Consider the following 15,190-nt stretch of genomic DNA (forward strand, 5'->3'; position numbering starts at 1 on the left):
TCGAACTCGGCCGGGCACACCAGGTTTCCGACGTTCTCGATGACGACCAGGTCCAGCTGCGCCAGGTCCAGGCCCTCCAGTGCCCGGTGGACCATGGGTGCGTCCAGATGACATTCACCGCCGAAACCATTGTTGGTGTTCAGCAGCGAGATCTGCGCGCCCCGGCCGCTGAGCTTGGCGGCGTCGAGATCGGTGGCGATATCTCCTTCGACGATACCCACGGCGATGTCGCCGGCCAGCTCGTCGAGGGTGGCCGCCAGCACGGTCGTCTTACCCGATCCCGGCGAGCTCATCAGGTTCAGCGCGCGAATTCCATTGGACTCGAACGCGTCACGGTTCACCGCGGCGCGGTTGTCGTTCTCGGCGAAGATCGACTCCAGGACCTCGATGCGCTCGGTGCCGGTCGCGTAGCCGCTGTGGTCGCCGAGATGATCGTGATCGTGGTGGTGACCATGATCGCCGTGATCGTGGCTGTGCTCAGTACCGTCGTCGTGGCGGTGAAACCGACCCATGGCTCTCCTTACCTCACATCCACTACGTCACATCCACGGAAGTCACGAGGAACTCTTCTCCCCGGACCACTTCCACATCACCACTGTCGCACTGCGGGCAGAGCACCGACCAGCGGGACTCGATCTGGGACTGGCTGCCGCACGCCCGGCAGGACACCTCGGCGGGAACCAACTCCAGTTCCAGTTCGGCCTCGGGCATGTCCTCGTGGTCGCGCACGATGGTCCAGCAGAACAGCAGGGTGTCCGGGACGACCTGGCGCAGCGCCCCGAGTTGAAGCCGGACCACGTCGACCCGGCGACCGGCCGCATGTGGTTTGACCACACCGGCGATCGCCTGGCACAGCGAGAGTTCATGCATCGGAGGTCACCCTAGGTCTAGCGTGGTCGCCGTGGTTGTCCGGGTGCGCCTCGATATCACCGGTGTGGTGCAGGGAGTGGGATTCCGCCCGGCCGTCGCGCGGATCGCCGCCGAACACCGTCTCGGCGGCTGGGTGTACAACGACGCCGGTTCGGTGCAGTGCGAACTGGAGGGCCCGGCCGACGACGTCGACGCGGCGGTGGTGGCGCTGCGCAGCAACCCCCCGCCGATGGCCCGGATCGACACCGTGGTGAGCACGCCGATGCCGCCGAACGGGCAGACCGGATTCGAGATCGTCGAGAGCCGGACCGGTGACGATCTCGCCGGGAGCCGCACCCTGGTGCCTCCGGATATCGCGATATGTGCGGACTGCCTGCGGGAGATGCGTGACCCGGCCGACCGCCGGTACGGGCACCCGTTCATCACCTGCACCAACTGCGGGCCGCGGTACACCGTCATCACCGATCTGCCCTATGACCGGCCGGCCACCACCATGTCGGGCTTCCCGATGTGCGCTCCGTGCGCGGCGCAGTACCGGGATCCGACCGACCGTCGCTACCACGCCCAGACCATCGCCTGCCCGGATTGCGGGCCGGTGTTGTCGCGTCCCGTAGCGGGGGCCGCCGCAGATCTGCGCAACGGACAGATCCTCGCGATCAAAGGCATCGGTGGATTCCACCTCGCCTGCCGTGCCGACGATGAAGCTGTCGTCGCCGTACTACGGACCCGAAAGAACCGGCCCGCCAAGCCTTTTGCGGTGATGGTCGCCGATCTCGAAGCGGCGCGGCAGATCGCCGAAATCGACGACGCCGCCGCCGCGGCTCTCACCTCGCCGAGCGCACCGATCGTCCTGGTGCCGCGCAAGCCGGGTGCGGTCGCCGATGCGGTGGCCCCGGGTCTGGCCGACCTGGGCGTCATGCTGGCCTACTCGCCGGTGCACCACCTGCTCTTCGATGAGCTCGGCCGGCTCCCACTGGTGATGACATCGGCAAACCAGGGTGGGTCACCGATCGTGTACCGCGATGAGGATCTGAGTTGGATCGACGGTCTGGCCGACAGCGTGCTCACCCACGACCGGCCGATACATGTTCCGTGTGAGGACTCCGTCGTCACCATCGACGACGAGGGTGCAGAGCTACCGCTGCGCCGATCGCGGGGATACGCGCCACTGCCGGTCCCGGTGCCCGCCCGCGACGACGCGGTCATCATGGCCACCGGCGGCGACTTGAAGACCACCTTCTGCCTGATGGGCGGACGATCCAACGGCGTCGGTCACGCGCACATGTCCGCACACCTCGGCGATATGGCCGACCCGCGCACCCAACACTGCTTCGAGGCGGCGCTGGATCACCTGGCCTTCATGACCGACCGCAGGCCCGAGGTGATCGCCTGCGATATGCATCCGCGCTACGCCACCACCGGGTGGGCCCGCCGCTACGCCGACGGCCGGCCCGTTCTGGCGATCCAGCATCACCACGCCCACGCCGTCTCGCTACTTGCCGACCGGGGGAGGCTGGGCACCCCGGTGCTGGCCGTCACCTACGACGGCACCGGCTACGGCGCCGACGGCACCATCTGGGGCGGGGAACTGTTGCTGATCACCGATCCGGCCCGGTTCACCAGGGTCGGACACCTGGCCCCGTTCGCGCTGCCCGGGGGTGAGGGGGCGGTGCGTCAGCCGGCCCGTATCGCCCTGGACCTGCTGCACCGCGCCGGGGTGGAGTGGACGACCGACCTGCCGCCGGTCGCCGCGGTGGGGGCTGACGGGCTGCACGTCCTGGCCCAGCAGATCCCGCGCGGGCTGGGCTGTGTGACCACGACCAGCATGGGAAGGCTCTTCGACGCCGTCGCCAGCCTGCTGGGGCTGTGCCAGACGGTCAGCTACGAAGGTCAGGCGGCCATTGAACTCGAACACCTCGCGCGGCGCGGCCACCCGGCTGAGCTGGACTTCGACGTCCATGACGGGGTGATGGACCCGGCGCCGGTGATCCGCGGAATCGTCGAGGGTCTGCGGGCCGGTGCTACTCCCGCTGATCTGGCCGCCGGATTCCATCAGGCGGTGGTGCGGGCCACCGCGCGGGCGGCCCTGGACTGCGCCCGAACGGCCGGGATCTCGGTGATCGGACTGACCGGCGGGGTCTTCGCCAATCGCATACTGCTGCACGGTCTTCGGCAGACCCTGACCAACCGTGGTCAGGAGGTGCTCACGCACCGTATCGTTCCGTGTAACGACGGGGGTCTGGCCCTGGGTCAGGCCGCAATCGCCGCAGCAGTCACAGAACGGGAAAGGAACGGGACATGTGCCTAGGAGTCCCCGGCAAGGTGATCGAGATCTGGGAGGACGCCGGCACCCGGATGTCGACCGTCGACTTCGGCGGCACCACCAAGACCGTGTGCCTGGCCTACCTGCCCGATATGGAGATCGGCGAATACACGATCGTGCACGCGGGCTTCGCCATCACCCGTCTCGATGAGGCTTCGGCCAACGAGACCCTGCAGATGTTCATCGACCTCGGCATCCTCGAAGAAGAGCTCGGCGGTCTGGAATCGGCATGAAGTACCTCGACGAGTTCCGCGACCCGGTCGCCGCCCGCGCGCTGGTCGACAACATCCGTCGCATCTCCACCCGGCCGTGGACCATCATGGAGGTCTGCGGTGGTCAGACTCACGCGATCATCCGCAACGGCATCGATCAGTTGCTCGACGGAGCCGTCGAGTTCATCCACGGCCCGGGCTGCCCGGTGTGCGTGACCCCGCTGGAGATGATCGACCGCGGGCTGGAGATCGCCGGGCGTGATGACGTCATCTTCTGCTCGTTCGGCGACATGCTCCGGGTGCCCGGCAGCACCCAGGATCTGTTCAGCGTCAAGGCCCGCGGCGGTGATGTCCGCATCGTGTACTCGCCGCTGGACGCCACCCGGATCGCCGCGGAGAACCCGGACAGGGAGGTGGTGTTCTTCGGGGTGGGTTTCGAGACCACCGCCCCGGCCAACGCCATGTCGGTGCTGCACGCCCAGCGGCTGGGCCTGACGAACTTCTCGATGCTGGTCTCCCACGTCCTGGTACCGCCGGCGATGACTGCCATCCTCAGCGCCCCGACCAACCGGGTGCAGGGCTTCCTGGCCGCCGGTCACGTGTGCTCGGTGATGGGCACATCCGAGTACGGACCGCTGGTCGAGCAGTTCGGCGTGCCGATCGTGGTCACCGGGTTCGAGCCGCTGGACATCCTCGAGGGCGTGCGTCAGGTGGTGGAGATGCTGGAGGCGGGTACCGCCGAACTCCGCAACGCCTACCCGCGGGCGGTCACCGACGCCGGCAACACCGTCGCGCAGCAGGCGCTGGCCGATGTGTTCACCGTGACCGACCGGCAGTGGCGCGGCATCGGAGTGATCCCGAAGTCCGGCTGGACGCTGTCCCCGCGCTACGCGGAGTTCGACGCCGAACTCAAGTTCGGGGTGGGCCACCTCGAGGTGGCCGAGTCCGACCAGTGTCACGCCGGTGAGGTGCTGCAGGGTCTGATCAAGCCCAACCAGTGCCCGGCGTTCGGCACCACATGCACGCCGCGCACCCCGTTGGGCGCGACCATGGTCTCCAGCGAGGGCGCCTGTGCCGCCTACTACCAATTCCGGCGGCTGGCCGGAGGCGCGACGGCGCCGACATCAGCTCCTGCGAGTGTCTGAGCTTCCGGACCCGTCCAACTGGGTCTGCCCCATGCCGCTGCGCGAAACCAAGCGCATCGTGCTGGGCCACGGCGGCGGCGGCATCCTGTCCGAAGAGTTGATCGAGAACCTGTTCCTGCCCGCATTCGGCTCCGGTGCCGGGCCGTCGCGGGACTCGGCGGTGCTCGAGGTCACCGGCAGCCGCATCGCGCTGACCACCGACTCCTACGTGGTCAATCCGCTGTTCTTCCCGGGCGGCAATATCGGTGATCTGGCAGTCAACGGCACCATCAACGACCTGGCCTGCAGCGGGGCCCAGCCGCTCGCGCTGACCGCCGGCTTCATCCTCGAGGAGGGTCTGGAGGTCGAGGTGCTGGGCGCGGTGGCGCAGAGCATGGGCAAGGCCGCCGCGGATGCCGGCGTGCGCATCGTCACCGGTGACACCAAAGTCGTCGGACGGGGAAGTGCCGACGGACTTTTCATCAACACCGCCGGTGTCGGTGTGATTCCGGACGGGGTCCGCATCGGGCCCGAACAGGCTCGCCCCGGCGATCACATCATCGTGTCGGGAAATATCGGCGAGCACGGTGTGGCGATCATGAGCGTGCGCGAGGGCATCGACTTCGGCACCGCCGTCACCACCGACAGCGCGCCGCTGCACCGTCTGGTGGCGGCGATGCTCGCCGCGGTTCCTGATCCGAATTTCGTTCACGCACTGCGTGATCCGACCCGCGGCGGCCTGGTCGCTTCGACCGTCGAGATCGCCCGCGCCGCGGGTGTCGGCGTGGAACTCGACGAGAACACCATCCCGATCCCCGACAGTGTGGCCTCAGCATGTGGCTTCCTCGGCCTGGACCCGTTGCAGGTGGCCAATGAGGGCAAGATGGTCGCCTTCGTCGACCCGGCGCACAGCGAGGCGGTGCTGGCCGCCATGCGCTCCCGGCCCGAGGGCGCCAACGCGGCGATCATCGGCCGGGTGGTCGATGAGCATCCCGGAATGGTGGTGACCCGGACCGCGTTCGGCACCACCCGCGTGGTGGAACGCGAATTGGGCGAACAGCTGCCGCGGATCTGCTGAGTCGCTGTGGCCGAGCCGATGGTGCCCGGGGTCACCGGAACACTGGATGACGCGGCGGTCGCGGCCGTCACCGCCTGGGTGCGGGATGAGGGTCTCGGTACGACCGTCGGGGATGTGCAACCCCTGGCCGGCGGATCACAGAACGTCGTGGTGCGGCTGCGGATCGACGGACGCCCGCTGGTGCTGCGCCGTCCACCGCCACACCCGAGGCCCAACAGCGACCGCACCATGCAGCGCGAGATCGCCGTGCTGCACACCCTGGCCGGCAGTGATGTGCCGCACCCGCACATCGTCGCCGCCTGCGAGGACCTCGAGGTGCTCGGCGTCGTCTTCTATCTGATGGAGGAGGTCGACGGCTTCAACCCCGGCAACGAGATCACGCCGGCCTACGTGCGCGACCCTGCGATGCGCCACCGGGTGGGGCTCAACTACGCCGCCGACGTCGCCCGGCTCGGCCAGGCGGCGTGGGAGGGCAGTGAACTTGCCGCCTGGATGCGGCCGGGATCCTTCCTGGAACGCCAAGTGCCGCAATGGCGTTCATCGATGGCGGCCTACCGGACCCAGGACGGCTACGACCACGACTCTCTGCCCGGTGTGGACGAGCTGTGCGACTGGCTCGACGCCAACCGCCCGGCCGACTACGTGCCCGGGATCGTCCACGGCGACATCCACCTGAACAACACCATGCTGCGCCGCGACGTACCGGAGGTGGCGGCATTCGTGGACTGGGAGATGTGCACCATCGGTGATCCGCTGCTGGACCTGGGCTGGATGCTGGTGTGCTGGCCGCTGGACCCCAACCCGCTGGGGTCGGCGGGCTATCTGGCTGAACTCGGCGGGCTGGCCCGGCGCAGTGAGCTGCTGGCGGCCTACCTCGACGCCGGTGGCCGGCGCACCGAGCAGCTGGACTGGTATCTGGCGCTGGCCTGCGTCAAGCTCGGCGTGGTCATCGAGGGCACCTGGGCGCGCTATCTGGCCGGCCGGGCCTCCCGGGAGGCCGGCGAGCGGCTGCACTCGTCGGCGGTGTCACTGATGCGGATGGGCGCGGCGGTGGCCGCCGGCGACAATCCGTTCAGCTGAGCGGCTCGCGCTGACACCTCGAGCAGACACTAAGTCGCACGAAATCCCCCTCCCGGATGCGAGTTTGTGTCTGCTCGCGGGGGAGCGTGGCTCAGCCGATCGCCTCCCGGCTGATCTGCTCGAACTGTTCGCCCATTCGCGCGGCCAGCGCGGTGGCCCCCGACAGCGGTCGCACCATGACCACGAAGTCGTCGATCAGGCCGTCGTCGTCGGTGTGCAGAAAGTCGCAGCCGGTGATCGCCTTGCCGTCCACCGTCGCCTCGAACACCAGGGCGTGGTCACGGCCGTTCGCGTCGGCGATCTCGCGCACATAGCGGAAGTCCTCGAACACCCGCATCACCGCGCGCAGGATCGCCGCGGTGACCGGCTTGCCGGGATACGGCTTGAACGCCACCGGCGAGGTGAACACAACATCCTCGGCCAGCAGGGCCGCCATGGCATCGGAGTCGCGAGCCTCTACCGCGGCCCGGAACGGATGCACGCTCAGCGCTTGGTCGCGTTGCAGGTGCACTGCTGAGCGGTCGGCACGTTGCGCATCACGTCGGCGACGTGCTCACCGCAGCCGCTCCAGGTGGTCTTGTGGCAGCGCGGGCATTCGACGGGGTAGCACATGATTCTCTCCTCCTGGTTGGGTCAGACGTCGGTGGAACCGGCGGCAATCGTCGCACGGACCTCGTCCATATCGAGTTCGGTGATCTTGCCGATGAGTTCCTCAAGAGCCGCAGCCGGCAGCGCGCCCGGCTGTGAGAACAGCAGCACCCCGTCACGGAAGGCCATGATCGTCGGGATCGACCGGATATCCAGCGCGCCGGCCAACTCCTGCTCGACCTCGGTGTTCACCTTGGCGTGCACGATATCGGGATGCGCCTCGGCGGAGCGATCGAAGACCGGCGCGAAGGCACGGCACGGGCCGCACCACGACGCCCAGAAATCGACCAGCACGATCGGCTTCTCGGTGACGGTCTTCTCGAAGTCGGCCGCGGTGAGTTCGACGGTAGCCATATTTGCAGGTCCTTTCGGTTGGGTGGAAACCTAGTCGCTACAAGTACCCCTGGGGGTATTACTATTCCCGTGTTACTATACCCCCATAGGTATCTACCGGAAGGACGTACCGATGACTGCACCGGCCGTCGTGAATGCCGCCGAACTCCGTGGCCTACTGGCCTCGCCCACCCCGCCGCGGGTGCTCGACGTCCGCACGCCGGGTGAATTCGAGAGTTCCCATATCGCCGGCTCCTACAACGTCCCGCTGGATCTGCTGCGCGAACACCGCGACGAGATCCGCGCCCATCTGGGCGATCAGGTGGTGCTGGTCTGCCAGGCCGGTCAGCGTGCCGCGCAGGCCGAGGATGCCCTGGGCAAAGCGGGGCTGGGGAATGTGCATGTCCTCGACGGCGGCATCGGTTCATGGGAGTCCCAGGGATTCGCCGTCAACCGCGGCGCCCGCCGGTGGGATCTGCAGCGCCAGGTTCGCTTCGTCGCGGGAACCATTGTCGCGCTGAGCATCCTGGCCAGCATCCTGGTGCCGGGCCTCAAATGGGTGGCCTTCGTGATGGGTGCCGGCCTGAGCATCACCGCCGTGACCAACACCTGCTTGATGGGCATGATGCTGGCCAGACTGCCCTACAACCGGGGTCCGGCCTGCGACGCTGAGAGCGTGGTCGCCCAACTGGTCGGATCCGGTCGCTGACATGCTCGCCCTGACCGTCGTTCTCGCCGTCTTCGTCGGCATTTCGTTGGGCCTACTCGGCGGCGGTGGATCGATCCTGACCGTTCCGCTACTGGCCTATGTCGCCGGCCAGGAACCCAAGCAGGCGATCGCCACCTCCTTGCTGGTCGTCGGAGTCACCAGCGCTGTCGGCGCCATCACCCACGCCCGGGCCGGGCGGGTGCGCTGGAAGGTGGCCGGCATCTTCGGCCTGGCCGCGATGGCGGGAGCCTACGGTGGCGGGCGCCTGGCGTACTTCATCCCCGGCAACATCCTGCTGATCGCCTTCGCGCTCATCATGATCATGGCCGCGGTCGCCATGCTGCGCGGCCGCAAGGATGTCGGCGACGAGTCCGCCGGTCCGCTGCCGGTCGGCAAGATCATGCTGCAGGGTGCCAGTGTCGGCGTGATCAGCGGACTTGTCGGCGCCGGCGGCGGCTTCCTGCTGGTGCCCGCGCTGGCACTGCTGGGCGGTCTGCCGATGCCGGTAGCCGTCGGCACCTCGCTCGTCGTCATCTCCATGCAGTCCTTCGCGGGGTTCGCCGGACATCTGACCGGGGAGGCCATCGACTGGAAGCTGGCCGGGATGGTGATCGCGGCGGCGGTGGCGGGCAGCATCATCGGCGGTCTGCTGACCGCCAAGATCAACCCGGCCACCCTGCGCAAGGCGTTCGGCTGGTTCGTGCTCGCGATGGCCGCGGTGGTGCTCGCCGAGGAGGCCAATATCTGGATCGGAGTCGCGGTGGCGATCGTGGCCGCCATCGCCGGCGGGATGGCCTTCATGTGCGCCCGATACGCGCGCTGCCCGCTGCGCAAAGTCCTAGTTGATCCGGGTGCGATACCCCGGCGGGTACCATTGAACCAGCAATAGAGGAGGGTCCGAAGATGGTCGGCGACGAAACCGCTATCACCGATGTACTCAACCGGCTGCGCCGTGCGCAGGGTCAGCTCAATGGTGTGATCTCGATGATCGAGGATGGCCGTGAGTGCAAGGACATCGTCACCCAACTCGCTGCGGTGTCGAAGGCACTGGACCGGGCCGGCTTCAAGATCGTCGCAACCGGTCTTCGCGAGTGCATGCTCGGCGTGCCCGCCGAGGGCTCAGAGAAGGGTAAGGCCCCGATGACCGAGGCCGAGCTGGAGAAGCTTTTCCTCTCGCTGGCCTGAGCGTCACCGCCGAGCCTTACCGTAAGGGCCGCAACACAATCGGCATACCGTCGATCGGCACCGGCATTCCGGCGTAGTCGTAGCGCGGTCGGTACCCAGGGTTCGGCAACTCCAGGCGGTAGTTGCGCAGCAGACGGTGCATGACGGTCTTGACCTCCAGCTGACCGAACACCAGGCCGATGCACTTGTGGGCGCCACCGCCGAACGGGGCGAAGGCGTACCGGTGCCGCTTGTGCTCGGCGCGCGGCTCGGCGAACCGGTCCGGGTCGAACCGATCCGGGTCGGTCCACAACTCCGGCAGCCGGTGGTTCATGCCCGGCCACAGATTGATATTGGTGCCGGCCGGAATGTAGTGACCCAGAATCGAGGTGTCGCGCACCGCCCGGCGCACATTGAACGGAAGCGGCGTCACCATCCGCAGGCACTCGTTGAACACCAGATCGAAGGTTTCCAGTTTGTCGAGTGCGTCGATGTCCAGTGGTGCGTCGCCGATGCGTTCGCCCTCGGCCCGGCAGCGCTCCTGCCACTGCGGATTGGCGGCCAGGTGGTAGGCCATCGTGGTGAGTGTCGACGTGGACGTGTCGTGCGCGGCCATCATCAGGAAGATCATGTGGTTGACGATGTCGGTGTCGGTGAAGCTGTTGCCGTCGGAGTCAGTGGTGTTGCACAGCACCGTCAGCATGTCCGTGCCCTCGGCGCCGCGGCGGGCCCGGACCCGCTCAACGAAGTAGTCCTCCAACACCTTTCGGGCCTGCAGGCCCCGCCACCACTTGAACGGCGGCACCGGGGTCCGGATGATCGCACCGCCGGAGCGGGTAGTGGTGGTGAAGGCCTCGTTGATCTTGGTCACCAGCGCGTGGTCACTGCCGGTCTGATGTCCCATGAACACGACCGAGGCGATATCGAGGGTGAGTTCCTTGACCGCCGGGTGGAAGAGGAAGCGGCGGTCGTTGCCCGGCCAGTCCTGGGCCACCACATTCGTCGCCACCGCGTCCATATGTTCGACGTAGCCCGACAGCCGCGTCCGGGTAAACGCCTCCTGCATGATCCGGCGGTGGTACATGTGCTCGTCGAAGTCCATCAGCAGCAGGCCGCGGTTGAAGAACGGCCCGATGACGTCCTGCCAGGCGACCGTCGAGAAGTCCTTGTTCCGGTTGGCCAGCACCTCGCCGGTGGCGTCGGGTCCCAGGGCAGCCACGGCGTTCAGCGCAGGGGTCTTGCTGAAATAGACCGGGCCGTTCTTGCGGTACATCTGGACCACGTAGTCCGGGCCACCGCGGAAGATTTGGATGAGGTGCCCCATCAGTGGCAGGCCGTCGTTGCCCAGCACCGGCTTGAGTCCACTGCCGGCCGGGGGTTCGGCGTAGACGTATTCCGGCCAGTCCTGCTTGCGCAACCGCTCGTCGAGCAGTCCCATCCCGGGGATGGTGTTGAGCGTCGGGGTGAGCCGACGGCGCGCTTGGTCCAGCAGATACTGCGGGGTGCTGACGCCTGCCATGGATGCCTCCTCGTTGCGAACATCCTGCCCAGAATTTGACGCGTGTCAAGTTCCATTTGCCACCGGCGTGGTGCAAGGTGAACAAGTGACTGTGCAACCGGACGCGACACCCCGGCGCCGGGGCGACAAACAGCGTCACGCCATCGTGGCCGCGGTACGCCAACTGCTGGAGGAGAAGCCCTTCGCCGAACTGTCGGTGAGCACCATCAGCGACCGGGCCGGCGTGGCCCGCTCCGGCTTCTACTTCTATTTCGACTCCAAGTACGCGGTACTGGCGCACATCCTCGGCGAGGTCTCCGAGGAACTCACCGAAGCCACCGGGGCCTTCGCCTCGCGCGGGGACAACGAGACCCCGGCGCAGTTCGCCTGCCGGATGGTCGGCAGCGCCGCCGCGGTCTACGCGCACAACGACCCGGTGATGTCGGCCTGCAATATCGCGCGCAACACCGATGCCGAGATCCGCGAGATCCTGGACCGTTACAACGAGGCCGTCATCGACCAGATCGTGCCGATCGTTGAAGCCGAGATCCGAAACGGCACCGCCGACCCGGTGACATCCGACGTTCGCGGGTTGGTGCGGACCCTGTCGGCTGCAACCGCGATGACATTGTCGGGGGAGTCGATGTTCGTCGGCCCCGACCGCGATATCGACGCCGCGGTGAAAGTGCTGGAAAACCTGTGGCTGCACGCCCTGTGGGGTGGCCGGGCCCGTGGCTAGACGGCCATGAGTTTCGCCGGTAAGCGCGTCCTGATCACCGGTGCGGCCAGCGGTATCGGCCGGGCGACCGCGCTGCGCCTGGCCCGCGAGGGTGCGGTGCTGTTCCTGACCGACGTCGACTCCGAGGGCCTGGACAACACCGTTGCCGACGCCCGGTCCCTGCGCGCAGAGGTCGCCGCGCACCGGGCGTTCGACATCACCGATTTCCACGCGGTCGCCGCGTTCGGCGCGGATATCCACACCAGCCACCCGGCGATGGACGTGGTGATGAACATTGCCGGGATTTCGGCCTGGGGGACCGTGGAGCGGCTGACCCACCGGCACTGGCGGGCGATGATCGACGTCAACCTGATGGGACCCATCCACGTCATCGAGACGTTCCTGCCGCCGATGGTCGCCGCCGGGCGGGGCGGGCACCTCGTCAACGTGTCCTCGGCGGCCGGTCTGGTGGCGCTGCCGTGGCATGCGGCCTACAGCGCCAGCAAGTTCGGGCTGCGCGGCCTGTCCGAGGTGCTGCGGTTCGACCTGGCCCGGCACCGGATCGGGGTGTCGGTGGTGGTGCCCGGTGCGGTGAACACCCCACTGGTGCAGACCGTTGACATCGCCGGTGTGGACCGCGATCACCCGAAGGTGCAGCGGCTGGTCCGGCTGTTCAGCGGGCACGCGGTGTCGGCCGAGAAGGTGGCCGACAAGATCGTTGCCGGTGTGGCGCGCAACCGGTTCCTGATCTACACCTCGCCCGACATCTGGGCGCTCTACGTGTTCAAGCGGATCGCCTGGCGTCCCTACAGCGCCGTGATGAGCAGGGTCAACGTGTTCTTCACCGGGGCGCTGCGACCCCATGGGGCGCAGTATCTTCCGCCGGGTCCGGCCAACGAATGGATGCAAGATGAGTGACGTCGAGGTTCTGGTTCTGGTCGGCAGCCTGCGGGCGGCGTCGGTCAACCGCCAGCTCGCCGATCTGGCCGCCGAGTCGGCCCCGGACGGGGTCGCGGTGACGGTCTATCCGGATCTCGGCGATCTGCCGTTCTACAACGAGGATCTCGAGGTCGAGCCGGCACCGGCCCCGGTCGCCGCGCTACGGGCCGTTGCGGCCGCCGCCGATGCGGCGCTGGTGGTGACGCCGGAGTACAACGGCACCATCCCGGGTGTGCTGAAGAACGCCATCGACTGGCTGTCCCGGCCGTTCGGTGCCGGAGCGCTGAACGGTAAGCCGCTGGCCGTCATCGGCGCCGCGATGGGCCGCTACGGCGGGGTGTGGGCCCACGACGAGACCCGTAAGTCATTCGGTATCGCTGGGCCGCGGGTGATCGAAACGATCACCTTCTCGCTTCCGATCGGCACCCTCGACGGGCGCCACCCCGCGCAGAACGCCGAGGTGGTCGCCGCAGTCGGTCAGGTCATCCGGGACCTGGCCGCCGAGGCTCACTAGCCCGGACTCTGGGGCCGGACCGGGGGTCCGGACTGGGGGTGCGGCCGGACCGCGCCAAATCTGTCGGTGCCCGCTGGTTGTATCTGGGGATGTCAGGGAGCCGGTGCGCGTGTTGTGACGCGCGACACGCCGCAGGCGCTACCCGCAGTGGGCTTACGACCTGGGAGTTTCACGATTGTTATTCAATACATGTTGTACCTCTTCTGATTGTCACCCACTAGGTGTAGTGTTTGGCAGGCCGACAGACCCGATCGTCACGGTCCACCGGAACAGCTGAAAAACCCCGTTCGACGAGCCTCTCCCCACCCCTTGCATCGCAGAGGAGCCACACCGCAGATGTCCATCACCGTGTACACCAAGCCGGCCTGCGTGCAGTGCAATGCGACCTACAAGGCGCTCGACAATGCGGGGTTGGACTACGAGATCATCGATATCACTGAGGTTCCGGAGGCCCGGGACTACGTGATGGCGCTGGGCTACCTGCAGGCTCCGGTCGTCGTGGTGGACGGGGAGCACTGGTCGGGCTTCCGGCCCGACCGCATCAAGGCCCTGGCTTCCACCGCGCTCAGCGCGTAGCGGCACGGCGGGGGGCGGCGATGGATCTCGACGGGCTGCCCGGTGAAGGTTCGGTGAGGTTGGTGTACTTCTCCAGCGTCTCCGAGACCACCCACCGGTTCATGCAGAAGCTCGGCCTGCCGGCCTGGCGAATCCCAGTCAAGACCAGCGTCGCTGCCACCGTCGAGGTCGACGAACCCTATGTGCTGGTGCTGCCGACCTACGGCAGCGGACGGCAGGCGGGGACCGTCGGGTACGTCCCCAAGCAGGTCATCAAGTTTTTGAACAATGAGCACAACCGGTCGTTGATCCGCGGGGTCATCGCAGCCGGGAACACCCAATTCGGTGCCGAGTACTGCTTCGCCGGCGATGTCGTGGCGAGCAAGTGCAACGTGCCGTACCTGTACCGATTCGAAATGATGGGAACCGCAGAGGACGTGGAAGCCGTTCGCGTGGTCCTGGCCGATTTCTGGAAGAAGGAAGAGAACACGTGGCACCAACGGTCTCAGCTGCAGAGCCTGTAACCACCCCTCATTCGGGGCCGACCTCCGGGCACACCTTGCCCGGTGAGACGGACTATCACGCGCTCAACGCGATGCTCAATCTCTACGGGCCCAACGGAGAGATCCAGTTCGACAAGGACCGGCTTGCCGCGCGTCAGTATTTCCTCGAGCACGTCAATCAGAACACCGTGTTCTTCCATAATCAGGACGAGAAGCTCGACTACCTGATCCGCGAGAACTATTACGAGCGTGAGGTTCTCGACCAGTACTCCCGCAACTTCGTGCACTCCCTGCTCGACCGGGCGTACGCCAAGAAGTTCCGCTTCCCGACGTTCGTCGGCGCCTTCAAGTACTACACGTCCTACACGCTGAAGACCTTCGACGGGAAGCGCTACCTGGAGCGCTTCGAGGACCGTGTGGTGATGGTGGCTCTGACGCTGGCCTCCGGAGACACCACCCTGGCCGAGCACCTCGTGGACGAGATCATCGATGGCCGTTTCCAGCCGGCCACCCCGACGTTCCTCAACTCCGGCAAGGCCCAACGCGGCGAGCCGGTCAGCTGCTTCCTGCTGCGCATCGAGGACAACATGGAGTCCATCGGGCGGTCGATCAACTCCGCACTGCAGCTGTCCAAGCGCGGCGGTGGAGTCGCCCTGCTGCTGACCAACATTCGCGAGCACGGTGCGCCGATCAAGAACATCGAGAACCAGAGCTCCGGCGTCATCCCGATCATGAAGCTGCTGGAGGACTCGTTCTCCTACGCCAACCAGCTCGGCGCGCGCCAGGGTGCCGGCGCGGTGTACCTGCACGCCCACCACCCGGACATCTACCGCTTCCTGGACACCAAGCGGGAGAACGCCGACGAGAAGATCCGGATCAAGACGCTGAGCCTCGGCGTGGTGATCCCGGACATCACCTTCGA

The 15,190-nt window shown here is 67.1% G+C and carries 20 protein-coding genes; 14 read left to right on the forward strand and 6 right to left on the reverse strand.

The window, feature by feature from the left end:
* On the reverse strand, nucleotides 1-512 hold a 512-nt coding region (gene hypB, locus ACR2JI_RS12345), incomplete at its 3' end, for a hydrogenase nickel incorporation protein HypB (RefSeq protein WP_526390364.1).
* A gap of 22 nt (nucleotides 513-534) precedes the next feature.
* Nucleotides 535-870, reverse strand: a complete 336-nt coding sequence (locus ACR2JI_RS12350; RefSeq protein WP_526390365.1) for a hydrogenase maturation nickel metallochaperone HypA/HybF — start codon at nucleotides 868-870, stop codon at nucleotides 535-537.
* Between the two features lie 31 nt (nucleotides 871-901).
* Between ACR2JI_RS12350 and hypF the strand changes: the two genes are divergently transcribed.
* Genes hypF through ACR2JI_RS12375 form a run of 5 tightly spaced genes read left to right on the forward strand, consistent with a single transcriptional unit; the run spans nucleotide 902 to nucleotide 6,687 of the window.
* Entirely contained in the window at nucleotides 902-3,178 is a 2,277-nt protein-coding gene (gene hypF, locus ACR2JI_RS12355; RefSeq protein ID WP_526390366.1) for a carbamoyltransferase HypF, read from the forward strand.
* Complete coding sequence (locus ACR2JI_RS12360) at nucleotides 3,169-3,426, forward strand: HypC/HybG/HupF family hydrogenase formation chaperone (protein WP_526390367.1); 258 nt, start codon at nucleotides 3,169-3,171, stop codon at nucleotides 3,424-3,426. Before hypF ends, ACR2JI_RS12360 begins: the two co-directional genes overlap by 10 nt.
* Nucleotides 3,423-4,550 (forward strand): hydrogenase formation protein HypD, encoded by a 1,128-nt coding sequence (hypD, locus tag ACR2JI_RS12365; protein ID WP_526390368.1) that lies wholly within the window; start codon nucleotides 3,423-3,425, stop codon nucleotides 4,548-4,550. Before ACR2JI_RS12360 ends, hypD begins: the two co-directional genes overlap by 4 nt.
* Nucleotides 4,543-5,607, forward strand: coding sequence for a hydrogenase expression/formation protein HypE (hypE, locus tag ACR2JI_RS12370; protein ID WP_526390369.1), 1,065 nt, complete (start codon nucleotides 4,543-4,545; stop codon nucleotides 5,605-5,607). Before hypD ends, hypE begins: the two co-directional genes overlap by 8 nt.
* 18 nt (nucleotides 5,608-5,625) lie before the next feature.
* Nucleotides 5,626-6,687 carry a phosphotransferase family protein gene (locus ACR2JI_RS12375; protein ID WP_526390382.1) on the forward strand — a complete coding sequence of 354 codons (1,062 nt, stop codon included), beginning with the start codon at nucleotides 5,626-5,628 and terminating at the stop codon, nucleotides 6,685-6,687.
* Between the two features lie 91 nt (nucleotides 6,688-6,778).
* Here ACR2JI_RS12375 and ACR2JI_RS12380 read toward each other — a convergent pair whose 3' ends face one another.
* Genes ACR2JI_RS12380 through trxA form a run of 3 tightly spaced genes read right to left on the reverse strand, consistent with a single transcriptional unit; the run spans nucleotide 6,779 to nucleotide 7,689 of the window.
* Nucleotides 6,779-7,168 carry a nuclear transport factor 2 family protein gene (locus ACR2JI_RS12380; RefSeq protein ID WP_526390370.1) on the reverse strand — a complete coding sequence of 130 codons (390 nt, stop codon included), beginning with the start codon at nucleotides 7,166-7,168 and terminating at the stop codon, nucleotides 6,779-6,781.
* A gap of 2 nt (nucleotides 7,169-7,170) precedes the next feature.
* Nucleotides 7,171-7,299 carry a hypothetical protein gene (locus ACR2JI_RS12385; RefSeq protein WP_524921997.1) on the reverse strand — a complete coding sequence of 43 codons (129 nt, stop codon included), beginning with the start codon at nucleotides 7,297-7,299 and terminating at the stop codon, nucleotides 7,171-7,173.
* Between the two features lie 21 nt (nucleotides 7,300-7,320).
* Entirely contained in the window at nucleotides 7,321-7,689 is a 369-nt protein-coding gene (gene trxA, locus ACR2JI_RS12390; RefSeq protein ID WP_526390371.1) for a thioredoxin, read from the reverse strand.
* Nucleotides 7,690-7,801: 112 nt separating this feature from the next.
* Here trxA and ACR2JI_RS12395 point away from each other — a divergent pair, with 112 nt between their 5' ends.
* Genes ACR2JI_RS12395 through ACR2JI_RS12405 form a run of 3 tightly spaced genes read left to right on the forward strand, consistent with a single transcriptional unit; the run spans nucleotide 7,802 to nucleotide 9,562 of the window.
* Nucleotides 7,802-8,377 carry a rhodanese-like domain-containing protein gene (locus ACR2JI_RS12395; protein ID WP_526390372.1) on the forward strand — a complete coding sequence of 192 codons (576 nt, stop codon included), beginning with the start codon at nucleotides 7,802-7,804 and terminating at the stop codon, nucleotides 8,375-8,377.
* Between the two features lies 1 nt (nucleotide 8,378).
* Nucleotides 8,379-9,266, forward strand: coding sequence for a sulfite exporter TauE/SafE family protein (locus tag ACR2JI_RS12400; RefSeq protein WP_526390373.1), 888 nt, complete (start codon nucleotides 8,379-8,381; stop codon nucleotides 9,264-9,266).
* 14 nt (nucleotides 9,267-9,280) lie between these two features.
* Nucleotides 9,281-9,562, forward strand: a complete 282-nt coding sequence (locus ACR2JI_RS12405) for a metal-sensitive transcriptional regulator (protein WP_526390374.1) — start codon at nucleotides 9,281-9,283, stop codon at nucleotides 9,560-9,562.
* A 16-nt stretch (nucleotides 9,563-9,578) separates the two neighbouring features.
* Here ACR2JI_RS12405 and ACR2JI_RS12410 read toward each other — a convergent pair whose 3' ends face one another.
* On the reverse strand, nucleotides 9,579-11,060 hold the full coding sequence (locus ACR2JI_RS12410; protein ID WP_526390375.1) for a cytochrome P450: 1,482 nt from the start codon (nucleotides 11,058-11,060) through the stop codon (nucleotides 9,579-9,581).
* Between the two features lie 85 nt (nucleotides 11,061-11,145).
* Here ACR2JI_RS12410 and ACR2JI_RS12415 point away from each other — a divergent pair, with 85 nt between their 5' ends.
* The 6 genes from ACR2JI_RS12415 to ACR2JI_RS12440 all read left to right on the forward strand — a co-directional run.
* On the forward strand, nucleotides 11,146-11,778 hold the full coding sequence (locus tag ACR2JI_RS12415; RefSeq protein WP_526390376.1) for a TetR/AcrR family transcriptional regulator: 633 nt from the start codon (nucleotides 11,146-11,148) through the stop codon (nucleotides 11,776-11,778).
* Nucleotides 11,779-11,784: 6 nt separating this feature from the next.
* The gene (locus ACR2JI_RS12420; protein WP_526390377.1) at nucleotides 11,785-12,675 is read left to right on the forward strand and encodes an SDR family oxidoreductase; all 891 of its coding nucleotides are present in this window, start codon (nucleotides 11,785-11,787) and stop codon (nucleotides 12,673-12,675) included.
* On the forward strand, nucleotides 12,668-13,210 hold the full coding sequence (locus tag ACR2JI_RS12425; RefSeq protein ID WP_526390378.1) for an NADPH-dependent FMN reductase: 543 nt from the start codon (nucleotides 12,668-12,670) through the stop codon (nucleotides 13,208-13,210). Before ACR2JI_RS12420 ends, ACR2JI_RS12425 begins: the two co-directional genes overlap by 8 nt.
* A gap of 336 nt (nucleotides 13,211-13,546) precedes the next feature.
* Nucleotides 13,547-13,786: a redoxin NrdH gene (locus tag ACR2JI_RS12430; RefSeq protein WP_526390379.1), complete on the forward strand. Its 240-nt coding sequence runs from the start codon at nucleotides 13,547-13,549 to the stop codon at nucleotides 13,784-13,786.
* Nucleotides 13,787-13,806: 20 nt separating this feature from the next.
* Nucleotides 13,807-14,289 carry a class Ib ribonucleoside-diphosphate reductase assembly flavoprotein NrdI gene (gene nrdI, locus ACR2JI_RS12435; RefSeq protein ID WP_526390380.1) on the forward strand — a complete coding sequence of 161 codons (483 nt, stop codon included), beginning with the start codon at nucleotides 13,807-13,809 and terminating at the stop codon, nucleotides 14,287-14,289.
* Nucleotides 14,256-15,190: ribonucleotide reductase barrel domain-containing protein (locus tag ACR2JI_RS12440; protein ID WP_526390381.1), on the forward strand; the 935-nt coding region annotated here is incomplete at its 3' end. The genes nrdI and ACR2JI_RS12440, both read left to right, overlap by 34 nt.

It is taken from the genome of Mycobacterium sp., from assembly GCF_051006775.1.
Lineage (GTDB): Bacteria > Actinomycetota > Actinomycetes > Mycobacteriales > Mycobacteriaceae > Mycobacterium.

What these genes read in the sequence shown, in the direction of transcription:
- ACR2JI_RS12385 (WP_524921997.1), bottom strand. Translation starts at nt 7,299, where the DNA reads ATGTGCTACCCCGTCGAATGCCCGCGCTGCCACAAGACCACCTGGAGC.
- nrdI (WP_526390380.1), top strand. Translation starts at nt 13,807, where the DNA reads ATGGATCTCGACGGGCTGCCCGGTGAAGGTTCGGTGAGGTTGGTGTAC.
- ACR2JI_RS12395 (WP_526390372.1), top strand. Translation starts at nt 7,802, where the DNA reads ATGACTGCACCGGCCGTCGTGAATGCCGCCGAACTCCGTGGCCTACTG.
- ACR2JI_RS12375 (WP_526390382.1), top strand. Translation starts at nt 5,626, where the DNA reads ATGGTGCCCGGGGTCACCGGAACACTGGATGACGCGGCGGTCGCGGCC.
- trxA (WP_526390371.1), bottom strand. Translation starts at nt 7,689, where the DNA reads ATGGCTACCGTCGAACTCACCGCGGCCGACTTCGAGAAGACCGTCACC.
- ACR2JI_RS12410 (WP_526390375.1), bottom strand. Translation starts at nt 11,060, where the DNA reads ATGGCAGGCGTCAGCACCCCGCAGTATCTGCTGGACCAAGCGCGCCGT.
- ACR2JI_RS12430 (WP_526390379.1), top strand. Translation starts at nt 13,547, where the DNA reads ATGTCCATCACCGTGTACACCAAGCCGGCCTGCGTGCAGTGCAATGCG.
- ACR2JI_RS12425 (WP_526390378.1), top strand. Translation starts at nt 12,668, where the DNA reads ATGAGTGACGTCGAGGTTCTGGTTCTGGTCGGCAGCCTGCGGGCGGCG.
- ACR2JI_RS12405 (WP_526390374.1), top strand. Translation starts at nt 9,281, where the DNA reads ATGGTCGGCGACGAAACCGCTATCACCGATGTACTCAACCGGCTGCGC.
- ACR2JI_RS12350 (WP_526390365.1), bottom strand. Translation starts at nt 870, where the DNA reads ATGCATGAACTCTCGCTGTGCCAGGCGATCGCCGGTGTGGTCAAACCA.
- ACR2JI_RS12360 (WP_526390367.1), top strand. Translation starts at nt 3,169, where the DNA reads ATGTGCCTAGGAGTCCCCGGCAAGGTGATCGAGATCTGGGAGGACGCC.
- hypD (WP_526390368.1), top strand. Translation starts at nt 3,423, where the DNA reads ATGAAGTACCTCGACGAGTTCCGCGACCCGGTCGCCGCCCGCGCGCTG.
- ACR2JI_RS12420 (WP_526390377.1), top strand. Translation starts at nt 11,785, where the DNA reads ATGAGTTTCGCCGGTAAGCGCGTCCTGATCACCGGTGCGGCCAGCGGT.
- ACR2JI_RS12400 (WP_526390373.1), top strand. Translation starts at nt 8,379, where the DNA reads ATGCTCGCCCTGACCGTCGTTCTCGCCGTCTTCGTCGGCATTTCGTTG.